This window comes from Streptomyces sp. NPDC004609, from assembly GCF_042873655.1.
GTDB lineage: Bacteria > Actinomycetota > Actinomycetes > Streptomycetales > Streptomycetaceae > Streptomyces.
In genome coordinates this window covers 43833-58647 of record NZ_JBIALS010000045.1, presented here as the reverse complement: position 1 = coordinate 58647, position 14815 = coordinate 43833, and the positions used below count along the sequence as shown (strand labels likewise).

The 14815-nt window shown below is 69.7% G+C and carries 14 protein-coding genes; 11 read left to right on the top strand and 3 right to left on the bottom strand.

All coding sequences use genetic code 11. The features are described from left to right. Window positions 1–132 precede the first annotated feature (132 nt). Window positions 133–255 (bottom strand): hypothetical protein, encoded by a 123-nt coding sequence (locus ACFYT4_RS31855; protein WP_389276878.1) that lies wholly within the window; start codon window positions 253–255, stop codon window positions 133–135. 581 nt (window positions 256–836) lie between these two features. Here ACFYT4_RS31855 and ACFYT4_RS31850 point away from each other — a divergent pair. Genes ACFYT4_RS31850 through ACFYT4_RS31810 form a run of 9 tightly spaced genes read left to right on the top strand, consistent with a single transcriptional unit; the run spans window position 837 to window position 9818 of the window. Then, window positions 837–1901 carry a hypothetical protein gene (locus ACFYT4_RS31850; RefSeq protein ID WP_389276875.1) on the top strand — a complete coding sequence of 355 codons (1065 nt, stop codon included), beginning with the start codon at window positions 837–839 and terminating at the stop codon, window positions 1899–1901. Then, on the top strand, window positions 1898–2833 hold the full coding sequence (locus tag ACFYT4_RS31845; protein WP_389276872.1) for a DUF6772 family protein: 936 nt from the start codon (window positions 1898–1900) through the stop codon (window positions 2831–2833). Before ACFYT4_RS31850 ends, ACFYT4_RS31845 begins: the two co-directional genes overlap by 4 nt. 7 nt (window positions 2834–2840) lie before the next feature. Further along, a complete protein-coding gene (locus ACFYT4_RS31840) occupies window positions 2841–3212 on the top strand; it encodes a hypothetical protein (protein ID WP_389276870.1) in 372 nt (123 codons plus the stop codon). 15 nt (window positions 3213–3227) lie between these two features. Further along, window positions 3228–4766 carry an ABC transporter substrate-binding protein gene (locus tag ACFYT4_RS31835; RefSeq protein WP_389276867.1) on the top strand — a complete coding sequence of 513 codons (1539 nt, stop codon included), beginning with the start codon at window positions 3228–3230 and terminating at the stop codon, window positions 4764–4766. Between the two features lie 19 nt (window positions 4767–4785). Then, window positions 4786–5862 carry a LacI family DNA-binding transcriptional regulator gene (locus ACFYT4_RS31830; protein WP_389276865.1) on the top strand — a complete coding sequence of 359 codons (1077 nt, stop codon included), beginning with the start codon at window positions 4786–4788 and terminating at the stop codon, window positions 5860–5862. Beyond that, window positions 5862–6788 (top strand): ABC transporter permease, encoded by a 927-nt coding sequence (locus tag ACFYT4_RS31825; RefSeq protein WP_389276862.1) that lies wholly within the window; start codon window positions 5862–5864, stop codon window positions 6786–6788. Before ACFYT4_RS31830 ends, ACFYT4_RS31825 begins: the two co-directional genes overlap by 1 nt. After that, window positions 6785–7684 carry an ABC transporter permease gene (locus ACFYT4_RS31820; RefSeq protein ID WP_389276859.1) on the top strand — a complete coding sequence of 300 codons (900 nt, stop codon included), beginning with the start codon at window positions 6785–6787 and terminating at the stop codon, window positions 7682–7684. The genes ACFYT4_RS31825 and ACFYT4_RS31820 overlap by 4 nt, the downstream gene beginning before the upstream one ends. 17 nt (window positions 7685–7701) lie before the next feature. Continuing rightward, complete coding sequence (locus ACFYT4_RS31815; protein WP_389276856.1) at window positions 7702–8766, top strand: ABC transporter ATP-binding protein; 1065 nt, start codon at window positions 7702–7704, stop codon at window positions 8764–8766. Further along, window positions 8763–9818 carry an ABC transporter ATP-binding protein gene (locus ACFYT4_RS31810; protein WP_389276853.1) on the top strand — a complete coding sequence of 352 codons (1056 nt, stop codon included), beginning with the start codon at window positions 8763–8765 and terminating at the stop codon, window positions 9816–9818. Before ACFYT4_RS31815 ends, ACFYT4_RS31810 begins: the two co-directional genes overlap by 4 nt. 53 nt (window positions 9819–9871) lie before the next feature. Here the strand turns inward: ACFYT4_RS31810 and ACFYT4_RS31805 are convergent, their stop codons facing one another. Next, window positions 9872–10249, bottom strand: coding sequence for an NADPH-dependent FMN reductase (locus ACFYT4_RS31805; protein ID WP_389276850.1), 378 nt, complete (start codon window positions 10247–10249; stop codon window positions 9872–9874). Window positions 10250–10876: 627 nt separating this feature from the next. On the opposite strand from ACFYT4_RS31805, the gene ACFYT4_RS31800 reads away from it, so the two are divergent. After that, window positions 10877–11626, top strand: coding sequence for a S1 family peptidase (locus tag ACFYT4_RS31800; protein ID WP_389276847.1), 750 nt, complete (start codon window positions 10877–10879; stop codon window positions 11624–11626). A 493-nt stretch (window positions 11627–12119) separates the two neighbouring features. On the opposite strand, the gene ACFYT4_RS31795 is transcribed toward ACFYT4_RS31800, so the two are convergent. After that, complete coding sequence (locus tag ACFYT4_RS31795) at window positions 12120–13325, bottom strand: IS110 family transposase (RefSeq protein WP_389276844.1); 1206 nt, start codon at window positions 13323–13325, stop codon at window positions 12120–12122. A 258-nt stretch (window positions 13326–13583) separates the two neighbouring features. Between ACFYT4_RS31795 and ACFYT4_RS31790 the strand changes: the two genes are divergently transcribed. Further along, window positions 13584–14720 (top strand): phosphatidylserine/phosphatidylglycerophosphate/cardiolipin synthase family protein, encoded by a 1137-nt coding sequence (locus ACFYT4_RS31790; RefSeq protein WP_389276841.1) that lies wholly within the window; start codon window positions 13584–13586, stop codon window positions 14718–14720. The last annotated feature ends 95 nt before the right edge of the window (window positions 14721–14815 follow it).

Here is a 14815-nt window from a genome sequence, read left to right as displayed (position 1 = left end):
GCTGGAGCGCGAGACGAGGGACCCGGTGTACGGGCATGCGCTGAGCGTGCACGCCATCGACCTCACCGAGTACGAGGGCTGAGACCGGGGCGGCCGCTCGCGCTTGTTGGACCCGTCGGCGTCCGCGATTCCCTATCTGGGCCAGCAGAAGACCGATCTCCCGGCGGTCAGACCGCCGCTCGTGTCGGCGAGCACATCCGCAACCGCGGTCACCGTCGAGGCAAGCCAGGGGGCGAACTTCTCGGTGGTCATCATGCACCCTTACCGGGCCCGCTCCTGCCGCAGGCCAGCCGACCAGGGTGGCACGACCACCCACCACAGCACCTGCGAACAGGCGGAGGCCGTCCACCACCGCGGAGGCCGGAGACGAAGGCCCGACAGACGCGGTGGAAGTACGGCGCTGTTCGGGAGTGAGGCGGTCCGGGCCGCAGTGAGGCGGGGCAGGGCCTCGCACGTGGGCACAGCGAACTACTCCAGGGAGCACGCAGCACCCGCCCCGGTCCCCGGCCACGGCGTTGCTGCTCTTCGCCATGTCCGTCGGCCTTCAGCCCCGCCGACACCGCGGGCGGGAATCCGGGCGCGCCCCGGCGAACGCACCTGGGCTGACGGGCTCTCAGCGCCGTCGGGTTCGGGCGTCCAGGCCCCTCGTCGGAGCGATGGACGGCAGAGGTGCCGCGCCGAGGCCATCACCGAGTGAAGCGGCGGCACGACCGTTTACTTCCGCCGGGGGGCAGCGTACGGTTCGTGTCGCAACGATAACGTTAACGTTCATGTCACGAGCGGGAGCGGAAATGCCGCCAGGATTGCGTGCAATATCCCCCAAGTTGGTGCCGGGCGTGGTGATAGCGCTGGCGCTGATGAGCGGACCCGGCGCCATGGCCGCCGAGCAGGGCGAGCGCGGTGGACAGGCGCCACCGGCGCGGGCCGTGGAGGTCCGTGTCGGCACGTACAACGTGTGCGGCCACGGCTGCCTGCCGACGAAGGCCGAGTGCGAGCGGGTGATCGGCCGTGACTGCGCCACCAAGCTCAGGCCGTGGGCCGAAGGCCGGGCAGCGGCGGTCGCGGAGGACATCGACGAGGCCGGGTTGGCAGTCGTCGCCACACAGGAGATCGGCAACAACCCGACGCCCACGCAGCCCGGTGTAGACGTCGAGTCCTTCCGGGCTCCGCTCACGGCCGCGCTCGCCGAGCACGGCTACGCGGAGGCCCCCGCGGACTACGCCGGTGCCCGCCATCCGCGGCACGGGTATCCCCTCAAGTCCGGGGCCGGCCGGTTCACCTACTATGACGCCGCGCGGTACTCCCATCTGGACGAGCGCGGGCGCGAGCTGCCTTATGACCTGCTCTGGCTGCCGGACTCGACCGAGATCTACGGCAAGACGATGACCTGGAACGTCCTGCGCGAGCTGACGTCCGGTGCCCGTTTCGTCGTGGTCGACATGCATCTGGAGTTCCGGAAGAACGGCGCCACCGACCCCAACGGCTGGACCAAGAACTGGGACGAGGTCCGCTACGCCGACGCCCGGCGCACCGCCGAGGAGCTGACCCGCCACAACCGGCACACCCGCCACCTGCCCATCGTCTTCGCCGGCGACATGAACTCCGGTTCCGCGGCCGAGGGGGCAAGCGCGATCGACGCCTTCGCGGACGTCGGCTTCGTCGACGCGCTCTCCACCGCCGACCGCCGCAGCGGCGACGAGTACGCCTCGTTCAACGGCGGGAAGATCCCGCTGCGCACCGGCGAGAAGATCGACCACCTCTTCGTACGGAAGGGGACGCGGGTCCTGGAGTGGGTGCAGATCCCGCAGACGACCGAGACGTCCGGAGCCCCGGCGGACCTGCTGCGTTCCGACCACAACCTGTCCTACGCCACCATCCGCCTGATGAAAGGGAACCGGTGACGACCGCACCAAACCTCGATCCGCGCCTGCTCGACCCGAAGCTGGCCAAGTTCAACCCCCTGCGCCGCATCCTCGTGCACGACGACTTCAACACCGGGACGCATGGGTGGATCGAGCTGATCGGCAACCACGACCAGCACGGTGACCTCGACACCGTCGACGAGCACATGTCGGACTTCCGGCCGCCGCAGCTCAGCTCCTGCAGCTTCTTCGACGTGGGCACCCACGGTGCCATGTCGGGCACGTACGCCCTGAAGGTCGCGACCCGGCCGGTCACCGGCCACACCGGGGTGGCGATCCGGAGGCTGACGATGGCGGGCCGCGGCCGGGTCCAGTTCGAGACGTATCTGGCGTACAAGGCGGAGGCCGCCTCGGCGGACAACGGCGCCGCGTCAGCCGCCGGCGGCGGCCGGTGGGACGCCAACAACCACCCGTCGGAGCAGCAGTTCGGGGCGTTCACCGTCGCGACCGACATCTGCGACGGCGTGCGGTACCACAATGTCGTGAGGTACCAGAACACCGACCTGGACCACCGCGTACAGCACCGCTGGACGTATCCCACGGTCCCCGAGCCGACGCCCCGCGAGCACTTCGAGGGCAAGGTCAAGCTCGCGCGGACGGCGGACTTCACCGCCCCCGATCCCGCCGACTGGCAGCAGTTCAGCGAGCCGCAGGACCTGTGCTTCAACGAGGTCCCCACCAAGGTCAACTGGCACTATCTGCGCTGGGTGATCGACACCAGCACCCGCAGGAACGTCGAGCTCCAGGTCAACGATGTCGTCCACGACATGTCCGAGGTGCCCGTGCCGCCGTACGGCGAGGAGTACGGGTCGCTGCAGAACCTGCTCAACTTCTACGTCTCCGTCCGCACCCACACCGATGTCCGCAACTTCCTGTACCTCGACTCCGTGCTGATCTCGGTGGACTGGTGAGCGCCCCATGACCATGCGACAGTCGTTCACCGCCGTCATCGAGCGCAACGCGAGGCTGACGGGCGAGTTCACCACCGAGCCGTACGAGGCCGCCTGGGCCCGGGAGGCCCGCTGGTTCGTGCGCGTCCTCGACACGTCGGGGCGGTCCCCCCGGATCCTCGTGCGCACCCAGATATCGCCGGACGGCCTCCACTGGTGCGACTTCGACGAGCCCGAGCGGTCCGTCGCACCCGGCGAGGGCCCGCTGCACAGCTGGTCCGCGGCCGACTTCGGCGGCTGGCTCCGGCTTCGGGGCACCGTCGTCGGCGACGCGTCCGGCGAACCGGAGGACGTGAGCCCGTCCGTCAAGGTCCTGATCTACCTGGCACTCAAGTCATGACCGGGAGGTGGTGACATGCCCGGGGCTCTCAGAGCGGGTGTCGACGAAGGCCACCCGGGGCGACGGGACTTCCTCGCGATGGCGGGCCTGGGGGCCGCGGCGGTGCTGCTCTCCGGCTGCGGCGTCGGGAGCGGCGCGCCCCGCGGCGCCCTGCGCGCGGCGTTCGGCCAGCCGGTCACCGACCTGGATCCGTACAACGCCGCAACCGCCGTCGACGAAGCCTCGCTGATCGTCAAGCGGCTGGTCTTCGACACCCTCGTACGACGCGAGGGAAAGGCGCTGGTTCCGGGGCTGGCGGCCGAGTGGCGGCGCGACGGCGACACCAGGTGGGTCTTCACGCTCCGCCGCGGGGCCGTCTTCCACGACGGGAGCGCGGTCACCGCCCGCGACGTGGTCGCCTGCCTGGAGCACACCCGGTCGGTTCCCTCCGCGCAGACGCCGTTGTGGGCGACCGTCACCGGGGCCGAGGCGCCCGACGACCGCACGGTGGTCTTCACCACCGACGGCCCCCTCGGCTCTCTCCCGGTCAACCTCACGCTCCTGTTCATCGTCCCGGCGCGCCGGGTCGCCGACCCGGCGCAGAAGCGGAGCCCGATCGGGTCGGGGCCGTTCCGGGTCACCGGGTTCACCCCGTCCACATCGGTCGAGCTGGCGCGCTTCGACGACTACTGGGGCGGCAGGGCCGAGTCGCCGGCGATCTCGATGCCGTACATCGCGGAGACCTCGACGGCGATCACCGCACTGCGCAACGGTGACGTCGACCTGCTCTGGCCGGTCCCGCCGGACCAACTGCCCGAGGTCACCGGGGTGCCCGGCATCGCGGTCGAGTCCGTCCCCTCCTGGACGTACTACTTCAACTGGTTCAACTGCTCGCGCGAGCCGTTCACCGACCCCGATGTCCGCCGCGCCCTGTGCCACGCCGTCAACGTGCCGCAGATCGTGGCGTCCCTCTTCGGACGGGGCGGCCGGCAGATGCGCGCGCCCATTCCCGCGACCGTGGCGGGATACGCCGAGCAGGAGCCCTGGGCGTACGATCCCGCCGTCGCACGGCGGCTGCTCGCCCGCGCCGGGCTCGGACGGGGCTTCACCACGTCGATGATGTGGTTCGACGCCACCGGGCCGTTCGCCCGGGAGCTGGCCCAGGCGATGATCTCGGAGTGGGCCGAGATCGGCGTCACCGTACGCCCGCAGAGCATCGAGAAGGCGATGTGGCTGGAGCGGCTGAACAGCCTCGACTGGAACATGAACCTCCAGACGAACACCGTGACCACGGGCGACGCCGCCTTCACGATCGGGCGGCTGTACAACTCGAAGGCCAACCGGCTGGGCTACCGCAACCAGGACCTCGACGCCGTACTCGCGCGTGCCGCGGCGACACCGGAGGGGCCGGAGCGCGACGCCCTCTACGGCGACGCCTGCGCGACCATATGGTCGGACGCCGTCGGTCTCTTCCCCGTCACCCTCGTCACCGGGTACGGGCGCGCGCGGGAGCTGACCGGCTTCACGCCTGCCGCGAACAACCAGCCCGACCTCGCCGTGGTGGGGCGCCGATGACACCGCGCCGGAGGATCCCATGAACCCACGCCGCCGACCGACGCTGCGCGACATCGCGCTGTCGCTGGACCTGTCGGTCAACACCGTATCCAGGGCGCTCGCCGACAAGGACGCGGTGAGCCCGGAGACGCGCGAACGCGTCAAAGAGGAGGCACAGCGGCTCGGTTACGTGCCCAACACCATGGCCCGCTCCCTCGTGCTGCGGAACGCCATGACCCTCGGGCTCGTCATCACCAACCCGTCCAACCCCTTCTTCGCCGGCCTCATCTCCGCGATCGAGGAGCGCGGACGCGAGCGCGGGTACTCGCTCATGCTGATGGTCACCGAGGACTCGGCGGAGAACGAGCGCCGCGCCGCGGAGGAACTCATGCGCTGGGGTGTCGACGGGGTGCTGGCGATCCCGGTCCAGCACGGCGCGGAGCACTGGCACCGGCTGTGCAAGTCCGGCACGCCCGTCGTGCTGCTCAACCGCCATCTGCCGGGGCTGGACGCCGACGTCGTCGGCGTCGACTACTACGCCGGTGCCCGTGCCGCGACCGAGCATGTGCTGGACAGCGGCGCGACGGAGCTGTACCTGGTCGAGGAGGACCTGGACATCTCGCCGGTCGCGGACCGTATCCGCGGGTTCCGCGAGACGCTCGCGGCCCGCGGGATCGGTGCTCCGGACGACGCGGTGGTGCGTGTGGACGCCCCGGAGGGCCTCCCCGTCTCGGCGAAGTTCGACCCCGGTGCCGCGTACGCCATCGGCGCGGACCTCGCCCGCCGGGCGGGGCGCGGCGCCGTCGTCCTGGCGGGCAACGACTACCACGCGCTCGGCCTCTACCGGGCGTTCACCGAGCGCGGGCTCCGGATCGGTGCCGACATCGGCGTCGTCGGCCACGGCGACCATCCGTTCTCCGCGTATCTCGACCCGCCGCTGACCACGGTGCGGCTGCCCGCACCCGACGTGGGCCGGGCCGGAGTCGACCGGCTCCTGGAGCGCGTCCAGTCCGGCGCGCACCCCGGCGCGGAGGACACGGAGCCGATCCACACGCTCCTGGCTCCCGAACTCGTCGTACGCGCCTCCACCGGGCCGCTCCGCAGAGGTGAGAGCTGATGGGTGCGTTCCTCGCCAAACGCCTGGCGCAGGCCGTGGTGGTCGCCTTCGGGGCGCTGACGCTGGTGTTCTTCATCGTGCGCGTCGTCCCGGGAGACCCCGCCAAGCTGATCGTCGGGCCCGATGCCTCGGCCGGCCAACTGAAGAGCGTTCGCTCCGACTTCGGCCTCGACGACCCGTTGTGGCGACAGTACGTGGACCACCTGGGCGGGATCGTACGGGGCGACCTCGGTGACTCCTGGCGGCTCGGCGGCTCGGCCCTCACCAACACCCTCGACCGCTTCCCCGCCACCCTGACCCTGTCGCTCGCGGCGCTCGTGCTGACCGTCGCCATCGGGATCCCGCTGGGGATGCTGTGCGCCCGCCGCCCCGGGAAGGTCCTCGACCTGGCGGTCTCCACCGGGTCGCTGGCCGGTCAGGCCATCCCGTCGTTCTGGCTCGGCATCGTCTTGATCCTGCTGTTCGCCCGTCGGCTCGACTGGCTGCCCGCGACCGCGGACGGCTCGCCCGCCGCGGTCCTGCTGCCGGCCTTCACGCTGTCGCTGCCCTTCATCGGCTGGCTCGCGCGGCTGGTGCGCAACAGCGCGCTGGAGGAAGGGGCCAAGGACTACGCCCGTACGGCCCGCGCCAAAGGCGTGCCCGAGGGGACGATCCAGTACGTGCACGTGGGCCGCAACATCGCGATTCCGGTCGTCACCGTACTCGGCCTGCTGATGGGCAACTTCATCGCGAACGCGGTCATCATCGAGGTCGTCTTCTCGTGGCCCGGGATCGGCTCGCTGATGGTCGACGCGATCACCAACCGCGACTACTCGGTCGTCGAAGCCGCCATCCTCACGATCACGTTGTCCTACATCGTCCTGAACCTGCTCGTGGACGTCGTCTACTTCGTCATCGACCCCCGCCTCACCCCGGAGGACGCATGAGCAGCACCACGGCCGCGGCCGAGCGCCCCGCCGCCCCCGCCCGGACCCGTTCCACTCCCGGCGCCGCGCGACGGATGCCGCTGCGCGTGTGGATCGGCGGCGGGGTGCTGGCACTATTCGTCCTCGCCGCCGTCGTGGGGCCGGTGCTGCGCCCGTACGACCCGGTCGCAACCGACCTGCCGAACCGGCTTCTGGCACCGGGAGAGCGCACCGAGGCGGGGGCTGTCGCCTGGCTGGGCACCGACCAGATGGGGCGCGATCTGCTCGCCAACCTGCTGGCCGGGTCGCGGATCTCGCTGCTGGTCGCCGTCGCGACCGTCCTGGTGGGCGGTGCGGTCGGCCTCGCCGTCGGGCTGGTCTCGGGGTACTTCGGCGGCTGGCCGGACACGATCGCCTCGCGCGTCGGCGACATCCAGCTGGCTTTCCCGTCGATCCTCCTGGCGATCCTGCTGGCGGGTGTGCTCGGCCCGAGCGTCACCAACATCGTCATCACCCTGGCGATCACCCGCTGGGTCATCTTCGCCCGGGTCGCCCGCGCGTCGGCGATGGCGACGCGCCGGCTCGGCTTCGTCGACTCCGCGCGGGTGCTGGGCGCCGGGCACATACGCGTCATGGTCCGCCATGTGCTGCCGTCCTGCTGGCAGCCGCTGCTCGTCGCGGCGACGGTCCAGGTCGGCCTGGTGATGGTGGCCGAGGCGTCGCTGAGCTTCCTCGGCCTCGGCGTGCCGGTCGACACGTCCTCGTGGGGCGCCACGGTCTCCGTGGGGCGTGACTACCTGGGTTCGGCGTGGTGGATCTCCACGATGCCCGCCGTGGCCCTCGCCCTCGTCGTCACCGCGGTCGGCGTGATCGGCGACGGCTTCCGTGACGTGTCCGATCCGCGGTCCCAGATATGAGCAGAGAGGAGCGAGCGATGGCTTCCCCCGCCGACGACGGCGCGCGCACCACCGGTGCCGCGCGGTCCCCCGCCGCACGGCTTCGCGGCGTCCACATCGGGTTCGGCGGCCGCGGCGGCGAACGCCCGGTCGTCCGGGGAGTCGACCTCGATCTCGTACCCGGAAGGGTCACCGCCCTGGTCGGGGAGTCGGGCAGCGGCAAGTCGCTGACGTCGCTGGCCTTCATGGGCCTGCTGCCCGCCGGCGCGCGGGTCAGCGCCGGATCGGTCGAGATCGACGGCCGGGACACGGCCGGGTTCACCGACGCGCAGTGGCGGCGGCTGCGGGGCGCGAAGGTGGCCATGGTCTTCCAGGACCCGATGGCCGCCCTGAACCCGTCCTTCACCGTGGGCTGGCAGATCGCCGAGACCCTGCGCCGCCATCGCGGCACCGGACGCAGCGCCGCCCGGAAGCAGGCCGTCGAGCTGATGCGGACGGTCGGCATTCCCGACGCGGAGCACAAGTACCGTGCGTACCCGCACGAGTTCTCCGGCGGAATGCGGCAGCGCGCGGTCATCGCCATGGCGCTCACCCTGGATCCCGCGGTCCTGCTGGCCGACGAGCCCACCACCGCGCTCGACGTCACCGTGCAGGCGCAGATCCTGCGGCTGCTCGCCGCCCGGCAGGCCGACGCGGGGATGGCGATGCTGCTCGTCTCGCACGACCTGGGCGTGGTGGCACGCGTCGCTCAGGACGTGGCGGTGATGTACGCGGGCCGGATCGTCGAGACCGGTGCCCTCGACGACGTCTACACCAGCCCTGCGCACCCGTACACCCGCGGGCTGCTCGACGCGGTGCCCGACCCCGCCCGCCCCGGCCGGCTCGTCCCCATCGAAGGTCAGCCGCCAGCCCCCGGACACCGCCCGGCCGGCTGTGCCTTCGCGCCGCGCTGCCCGTACGCGACCGAGACATGCCGGACCGACGACCCCCCGCTCGTGCCCCTGGCGGCTTCCCGGCCGGGCCCGGCCGCCGGGCACGCCGCCGCCTGCCATCACAGCGACCGGGTCCTCGCCCGGGCGACCAGCGCGGAGGTTCCCTCGTGAGCGCCACCCCTGCGAGCCCGCCGGAGGCCGACGCGGCCCTCCTGCGGATCCGCGGCCTGCACTCCGGCTACACAGTTCCCGGCCGGTCCGGGCTCGGGCGCCGCCGCGTCGACGCGGTCGCGGGCATCGACCTCGCGGTCCGGGCGGGTCAAACGGTCTGCGTCGTGGGCGAGTCCGGATGCGGGAAGTCGACGCTGGCCCGCTCGGTGGTGGGGCTGCTGGAGCCGTTCGCCGGGTCCGTCTCGTTCGCCGGTCTCGACCTGGCGTCGGCGGGCCGCCGACAGCGGCGGCGCGTCGCCCCCGACCTGCAGATGGTCTTCCAGGACCCGTACACGTCCCTGAACCCGCGGATGCGCGTGGCGGACATCGTCGCCGAAGGGTGGCACATCCACGCGGGCCGGGCCGCCCCCGGCGACCACGCCGCCGAGGTGGCGCGCCTGCTCGACCAGGTCGGGCTCGATCCGTCGTACGCCGGGCGCCGCCTGCACGAGCTGTCGGGAGGGCAGTGCCAGCGGGTCAGCATCGCGCGGGCGCTCGCGCTGCGGCCGAAGCTCGTCGTGTGCGACGAGGCGGTCTCCGCCCTGGACGTGTCCGTACGCGCCCAGATCCTCAACCTGCTCGCGGACCTCCAGGGCGAGTTGGGGATCGCGTACCTGTTCATCTCCCACGACCTCGACGTGGTCCGCCATATCGCCGACGAGGTGGCGGTGATGTACCTGGGCACCATCGTGGAGCGCGGCACCGCGGCGCAGGTCTTCGACGACCCGCAGCACCCCTACACCCGGGCGCTGCTCTCGGCCGCCCCCTCGGTCCGCGACCGTCCGGACAGCGCGACCGAGGCCGCGCTCACCGGCGAGGTGCCCTCTCCTGCGGCCCCGCCCTCGGGGTGCCGATTCCGGACCCGGTGCCCGCTGGCGGCCGATGTCTGCGCCACGGAAGCACCGGCTCTGCGGGTACGGGGCGACGGCGAGCACCCGGCGGCGTGCCACTTCGCGGGGCAGGGCGCGGCAGCCGCCGCATCGGCGGAGACCGCGGAGGAGAAGCAAGCATGATCTCCGGCTGGTTAGCAGGGCCGGCTTGCGTTGGTCCGGCCTTCGTCATCCGACTACGCCGGCACCTCCTGAGGCGGCGGTCGGACCTGTCCGGCGGAGGTCGGTTCTTCGCGGACGTCACCGGAAGACGCGGGGGCCGGCCGTTCGCCGGGACTGCGATCCTGTGCCGCCCCGGGCCCGTCGCCATCTGTCGCGGCAAGGAGGACGGGCCTGTCCGCGTGCGGGTATGGGTCGACCACTCCGAAGAAGTGCTTGAACATGCCGGGGGACGAGCCGCGGCAGACCGGAGCGGCCGCGATGAGTACGTCGGCTTCCTCGGCAAGGCGGAGCTTCGCCTCCACGTCCGCCGGGGCTCCGGGGCGCTCGATCGTGCCGGTGAATGCCGGGCCCAGGTGACAGACGTCGATCTGGGACGCCTCAACCGGAAGCATCTTTTTCCGGCGTATCGAGGACCAAGTGATCTCGACCCGCAGGTGAATCACCCGGTGATGGCGCTCGGTTCGACCGAGTGGATCCCCACGAATCTGGCTTTCGACAACAATTTTTCCGCATACTCGTCGGAGTGCTCAGACGCCGTGTCTGAGGAGTTGTCGCGCTGGTACCGGGGGCGCTTCGACCGTGGGCCCGTTCAGGAAGTTCGAGGTCGAGGAACTTGAATGCCTTGAACAGGAGATCGGGCTGTCTATTCGTCTTCGTATGACTCGTTCCTGGAGACAGGGACGGGGAGAACCTGACGTACTCGGATCGTTTGGCGGTTCGTGGATCGGAGCCGTTCCAGAATTTCGATGATCTCTATCAACTCGGCCGTGATGATGAGGGTGAATACGGCTGGGGCGCCTTGCTTGGCGAGTATCACCGCAGCGGTGATCGTTCGCTCGGACAGCTCGTTTTGTGAAAGCGCGAAGTCAAGGAGTTTAATGTCCAGTTTGTTCTTTCATTCTCTCTGCTTTGCTATCACTCCTTATATTGCGGGGATAGCCTTGCCTTCGCTCTATCCGCCGAGCTAGCGTCTGTATCTCCAGCAATCCAGAAAAGGGTGGGGAATGCGTAAGACATGCATGTCCGTGACGGCCGTCGGCGTCCTGTCGATGTCTCTTTTTTCCGGCCACGCAGCGGTGGCCCAGGATTCTCCGGACGGAGATGAAGGGGGAGTAGGCACTAGGATCGTGGGCGGCGAATACGCCACTTCTTCCGACGGTATGGCAGCGGTGCTGTACAAAGGCCAGTACCAGTGCAGTGCGTCCATCGTGGACAATCGCTGGATCCTGACGGCCAAGCACTGCCTCTACGACGACAACGGTGTGCGACTCGACGACAGCAAGTTCTCGGTACGAGTGAAGAGCCTCAATCGCACCAGCGGGGGCGGCGTCGTCGACATCGCGTTCACGAAGGCCCGCGACAATCACGACATCGCCATGATGAAAACGACTCGTTCGGCCGACGCCGAGCCCGTGCAGCTGGCGACAGCTCACCCGGCTGTCGGGGCGACCACCTATTCCTTCGGATGGGGGAGAACCTCACTCGGGGGTTCCAGCAGCATTCTGCTCAAGCGCGCCGAGCTGAAAGTGGTGTCCAACAGCGGAGTTGACGGATACGGCGGTCAGGCGGTTGACGCGAAGGGGATAAACGGGGCCGGGTGCTACGGGGACTCGGGAGGCCCGCTGTTCAAGCTCGTGGACGGACGGCGATACCAGGTCGGCGTCCTCTCCGGAGACAACAATCCCCAATGCAAGACCGGGGAGCGGGACAGTTATGCGAGCGTCCCGGAGAGCCTCAGTTGGATCAACAAGGTCATGGCCGACTTCTAGTGTGAAGCGCTACCGACCTGAGTCTGAGGTTTGACGTCAGTTCGGTATGAGTCATCCGGTCCGGGGATTCCGCCTTTGTCGGCGACCGCTCTGCACGAAGCCCGTCGCTGCCCCAAAAGGCCTGGAAGGGGGCCCTGCCGTCGTTGCGGCGAAGTGGTCACCGCTGACGACACCAGGGTCCGTACCGGCCGGGCAGGCCAGAGCATGCGGGCTGCGTGGTACCGGCTTCGGCGCACCCCACTGCCTTGCACAGCGGATGACCTCATGGCAGATGACAAGCTTCACCGGACCGAAGTGGGCCTCCGCCGTGCGGTACGGCGGAGGCCCACTGCACGGCAACCGCAGCGTCCCACCGGCCCGGACCGGGTCACACAGGTGGCGGGGCCGGAGTCCGGTGGGCGCCTGCGGGACGACATCGCACCGCCGACGCCGGCGGTGTGTGAACAGCGGACGCCGCGCAGGCGGCGGAAAGAGAGGAATCTTAATGACTGTGTCAAGCCGTCTGTGTGGCAGGCGGGACGGAGGTGAACAGCCTCTTGTCACGCAGTATCGCCCACAGCACGTCGACCCGGCGGCGGGCGAGTGCGAGCAGGGCCTGGGTGTGCAGCAGTCCCTCGGCCCGCTTCTTGAGGTAGTAGTCCCGGGACGGGCCCGGCCGCATCATTGCGGATTGCGCCGACATGGAGAACAGCCGGCGCAGGCGCCGGTTGTGGCGTTTGGGCCGGTGGTTGTTTCCTGTGCGGCGGCTGGTGTCCCGGGTGACCGGGGCCAGGCCGGCGTGCGAGGCCGGACGTCCGGCGTCGCGGTAGCCGGACAGGTCGCCGGCGATGGCAATGAACTCCGCACCAAGGATCGGGCCCATGCCGGGCATGGACTCGATGATCTCGGCGCGGTCGTCGGTGCGGAAGGTCTCGCGGATCTCCCGGTCGTTGTCCTTGATTCGCCCGTCCAGGGCCAGCAGCTGGCGGGCCAGGTCGCAGACCAGTTTCGCGGCCCGCTTCTCGCCGGGCGGCGCGATGTGCTGGGACTGTGCGGCCTCCACGGCCTTCGCCGCGACGTCGGCGGCGCCGCGACCCTTGCGGCGTTCCAGCCGGGTCGTCAGCCGCTTGACGCCGATCCGGCGCAGGGCGGCCGGGGTCTGGTACTCGGTCAGCATGACGACCGGGCCCTTGGCCGCGGAGTAGTCGAAGGCCCGCTCCAGGGCGGGGCAGATGCCGACCAGCAGGTCACGGAGTCGGTTGATCAGCCTGACGCGGTCGGCGGTGAGGCCGGCCCGATAGTTGGTCAGGACCCGGAGTGTGGTGACCAGCTCGGGGGGTGTGTCCAGCAGGGCGAACCCCTTCGGGCGCATGCGCGCCTGGTCGGCGATGACGCGGGCGTCCCGAGCGTCGGTCTTGCCCTCGCCCGTGTAGGCCGCGGACATGCGGTTCACGGTGCGGCCGGGCACGTAGACCACGTGCTGGCCGTGGGCGACCAGCAGGGCCAGCAGCAGGGTGGAGGCCCTGCCGGAGATGTCCACCGCCCACCGCATCTCGTCGGCCCGCTCGCGGGCGGTCTCGATGAGGGCAAGGATCTGGGCCTCGTCGTTGATCATCTTCGTCGAGAACAAAGTCTCGCCATCGGCGTCGACCGCGACCGCCCAGTGATGCCCCTTGCCGGCGTCGATGCCGACCCATATGCGCTTGTGAGACGTGCTCAAGCCCGTCGCTCCGTATCCCTCGTCACCCACATGCCGCGGTCCGGAGAACACCCCGCCGACAGGTCCCTGACCAGCGATGACCGCAGTCCTCAATCAGTGGTCGGAGCGTCCCGGAGGACCGGGCGGCCATTCCTCTCGAGCCATCAACGGCAAACCGACATCAGCCACACCCGGTCCTCCCGGACCGCCAACCATTCTTAGGGAACCGATATGGCAGGAACGGAAATCCCCACCCCCCTCCGCCGACGGCGGACGGGAATGAAACGGCGTCTCATCATGGTCGCGGCCCTGCTGTCCGGAGCGCTCGTCGCGTCCGCCGCCGTGTCGGCCGGCGCCGCACCGGCCGGCACGGCGAGCGCGCCTCCCATCACCACGGGTGCCGTCTTCAACAACCCGAAGGGCACAACGGCCGAAAAGGAGGCGATCAGGAACCACATCATCCAGGCGATCAACAAAACGCAGCGCGGACAGCTGATCACAGCCGCGCTGTACGCCCTCAAGGACGACGAAGCCTACGCGAAGGCTCTCGTAGCTGCGCACCGCGACCGTGGCGTGAACGTCCGTCTGGTACTGGACGCGAAGTACTCCACTTTCCCCGCTGCGGAGTACGTCATCGGTGAACTGGGGAGGGACCGCAGCCAGCGGTCCTGGGTCGAGGTCTGCCCCGCGGGCGAGGCCTGTATCGCCACCGGAGGCGTGAACCCGATCAACCACAACAAGTTCTTCACCTTCTCGCGCGTCGGCGACGCCGGGGCGGGGGCGGATGACGTGGTGATCCAGACCTCCGCCAACCAGACGCTGGAGAACATGAAGTACTGGAACAACGCCTACACGGTCGTCGGCAACAAGGCCCTGTACACGGCCTACAACAAGTACTTCGACGACCTGGCCGCCATGAGGAAGAACCCCAACTACTTCACCAGCGGCAAAGTCGGTACGGAGAAGTACTACTTCCTGCCGCAGAGCACCGGTGACGTCGTGGTGGACATTCTCGGCAACGTCTCGTGCGCCGGCCGGACGAAGGTGAGCGTGGCCGCCTTCGCCCTGCACCGCGACGAGGTGGCGTCGGCACTGGGCTCACTCGCGGACCAGGGCTGCGACGTGCGTATCGTCTACGCCAACAGCAACGACGCGGACAAGCTGGCGGGCCACGGGAACATCGCCCTGCGCCAGCTCAAGACATCGGACGGGTACCTGGTCCACTCCAAGTACCTCCTGATCGACGGTACGTACGCGAACAAGGCCAACACCCAGTGGACCTTCACCGGATCGCACAATCTGGACCAGTCCTCGCTCCGGGAAAACGACGAGGCGCTGCTGAGGCTGGAGGGGAAAGCCCCCTACGACGCCTACCAGAAGAACTTCACCAGCCTGTTCAACCAGGCCCAGCCCTAGCCTCGATCGTCTATGAGGGGCCGTCAGCTTGCTGACGGCCCCTTTGCGGTGGGGGTCGGTGGTATTTTCGGGGTCTGGGCGAGTTGAGTGCTCGG

Coding starts and splice junctions, on each gene's coding strand:
- ACFYT4_RS31815 (WP_389276856.1), top strand. CDS start 7,702: ATGGCTTCCCCCGCCGACGACGGCGCGCGCACCACCGGTGCCGCGCGG.
- ACFYT4_RS31790 (WP_389276841.1), top strand. CDS start 13,584: ATGAAACGGCGTCTCATCATGGTCGCGGCCCTGCTGTCCGGAGCGCTC.
- ACFYT4_RS31840 (WP_389276870.1), top strand. CDS start 2,841: ATGACCATGCGACAGTCGTTCACCGCCGTCATCGAGCGCAACGCGAGG.
- ACFYT4_RS31825 (WP_389276862.1), top strand. CDS start 5,862: ATGGGTGCGTTCCTCGCCAAACGCCTGGCGCAGGCCGTGGTGGTCGCC.
- ACFYT4_RS31800 (WP_389276847.1), top strand. CDS start 10,877: ATGTCCGTGACGGCCGTCGGCGTCCTGTCGATGTCTCTTTTTTCCGGC.
- ACFYT4_RS31830 (WP_389276865.1), top strand. CDS start 4,786: ATGAACCCACGCCGCCGACCGACGCTGCGCGACATCGCGCTGTCGCTG.
- ACFYT4_RS31820 (WP_389276859.1), top strand. CDS start 6,785: ATGAGCAGCACCACGGCCGCGGCCGAGCGCCCCGCCGCCCCCGCCCGG.
- ACFYT4_RS31855 (WP_389276878.1), bottom strand. CDS start 255: ATGATGACCACCGAGAAGTTCGCCCCCTGGCTTGCCTCGACGGTGACC.
- ACFYT4_RS31805 (WP_389276850.1), bottom strand. CDS start 10,249: ATGCTTCCGGTTGAGGCGTCCCAGATCGACGTCTGTCACCTGGGCCCG.
- ACFYT4_RS31835 (WP_389276867.1), top strand. CDS start 3,228: ATGCCCGGGGCTCTCAGAGCGGGTGTCGACGAAGGCCACCCGGGGCGA.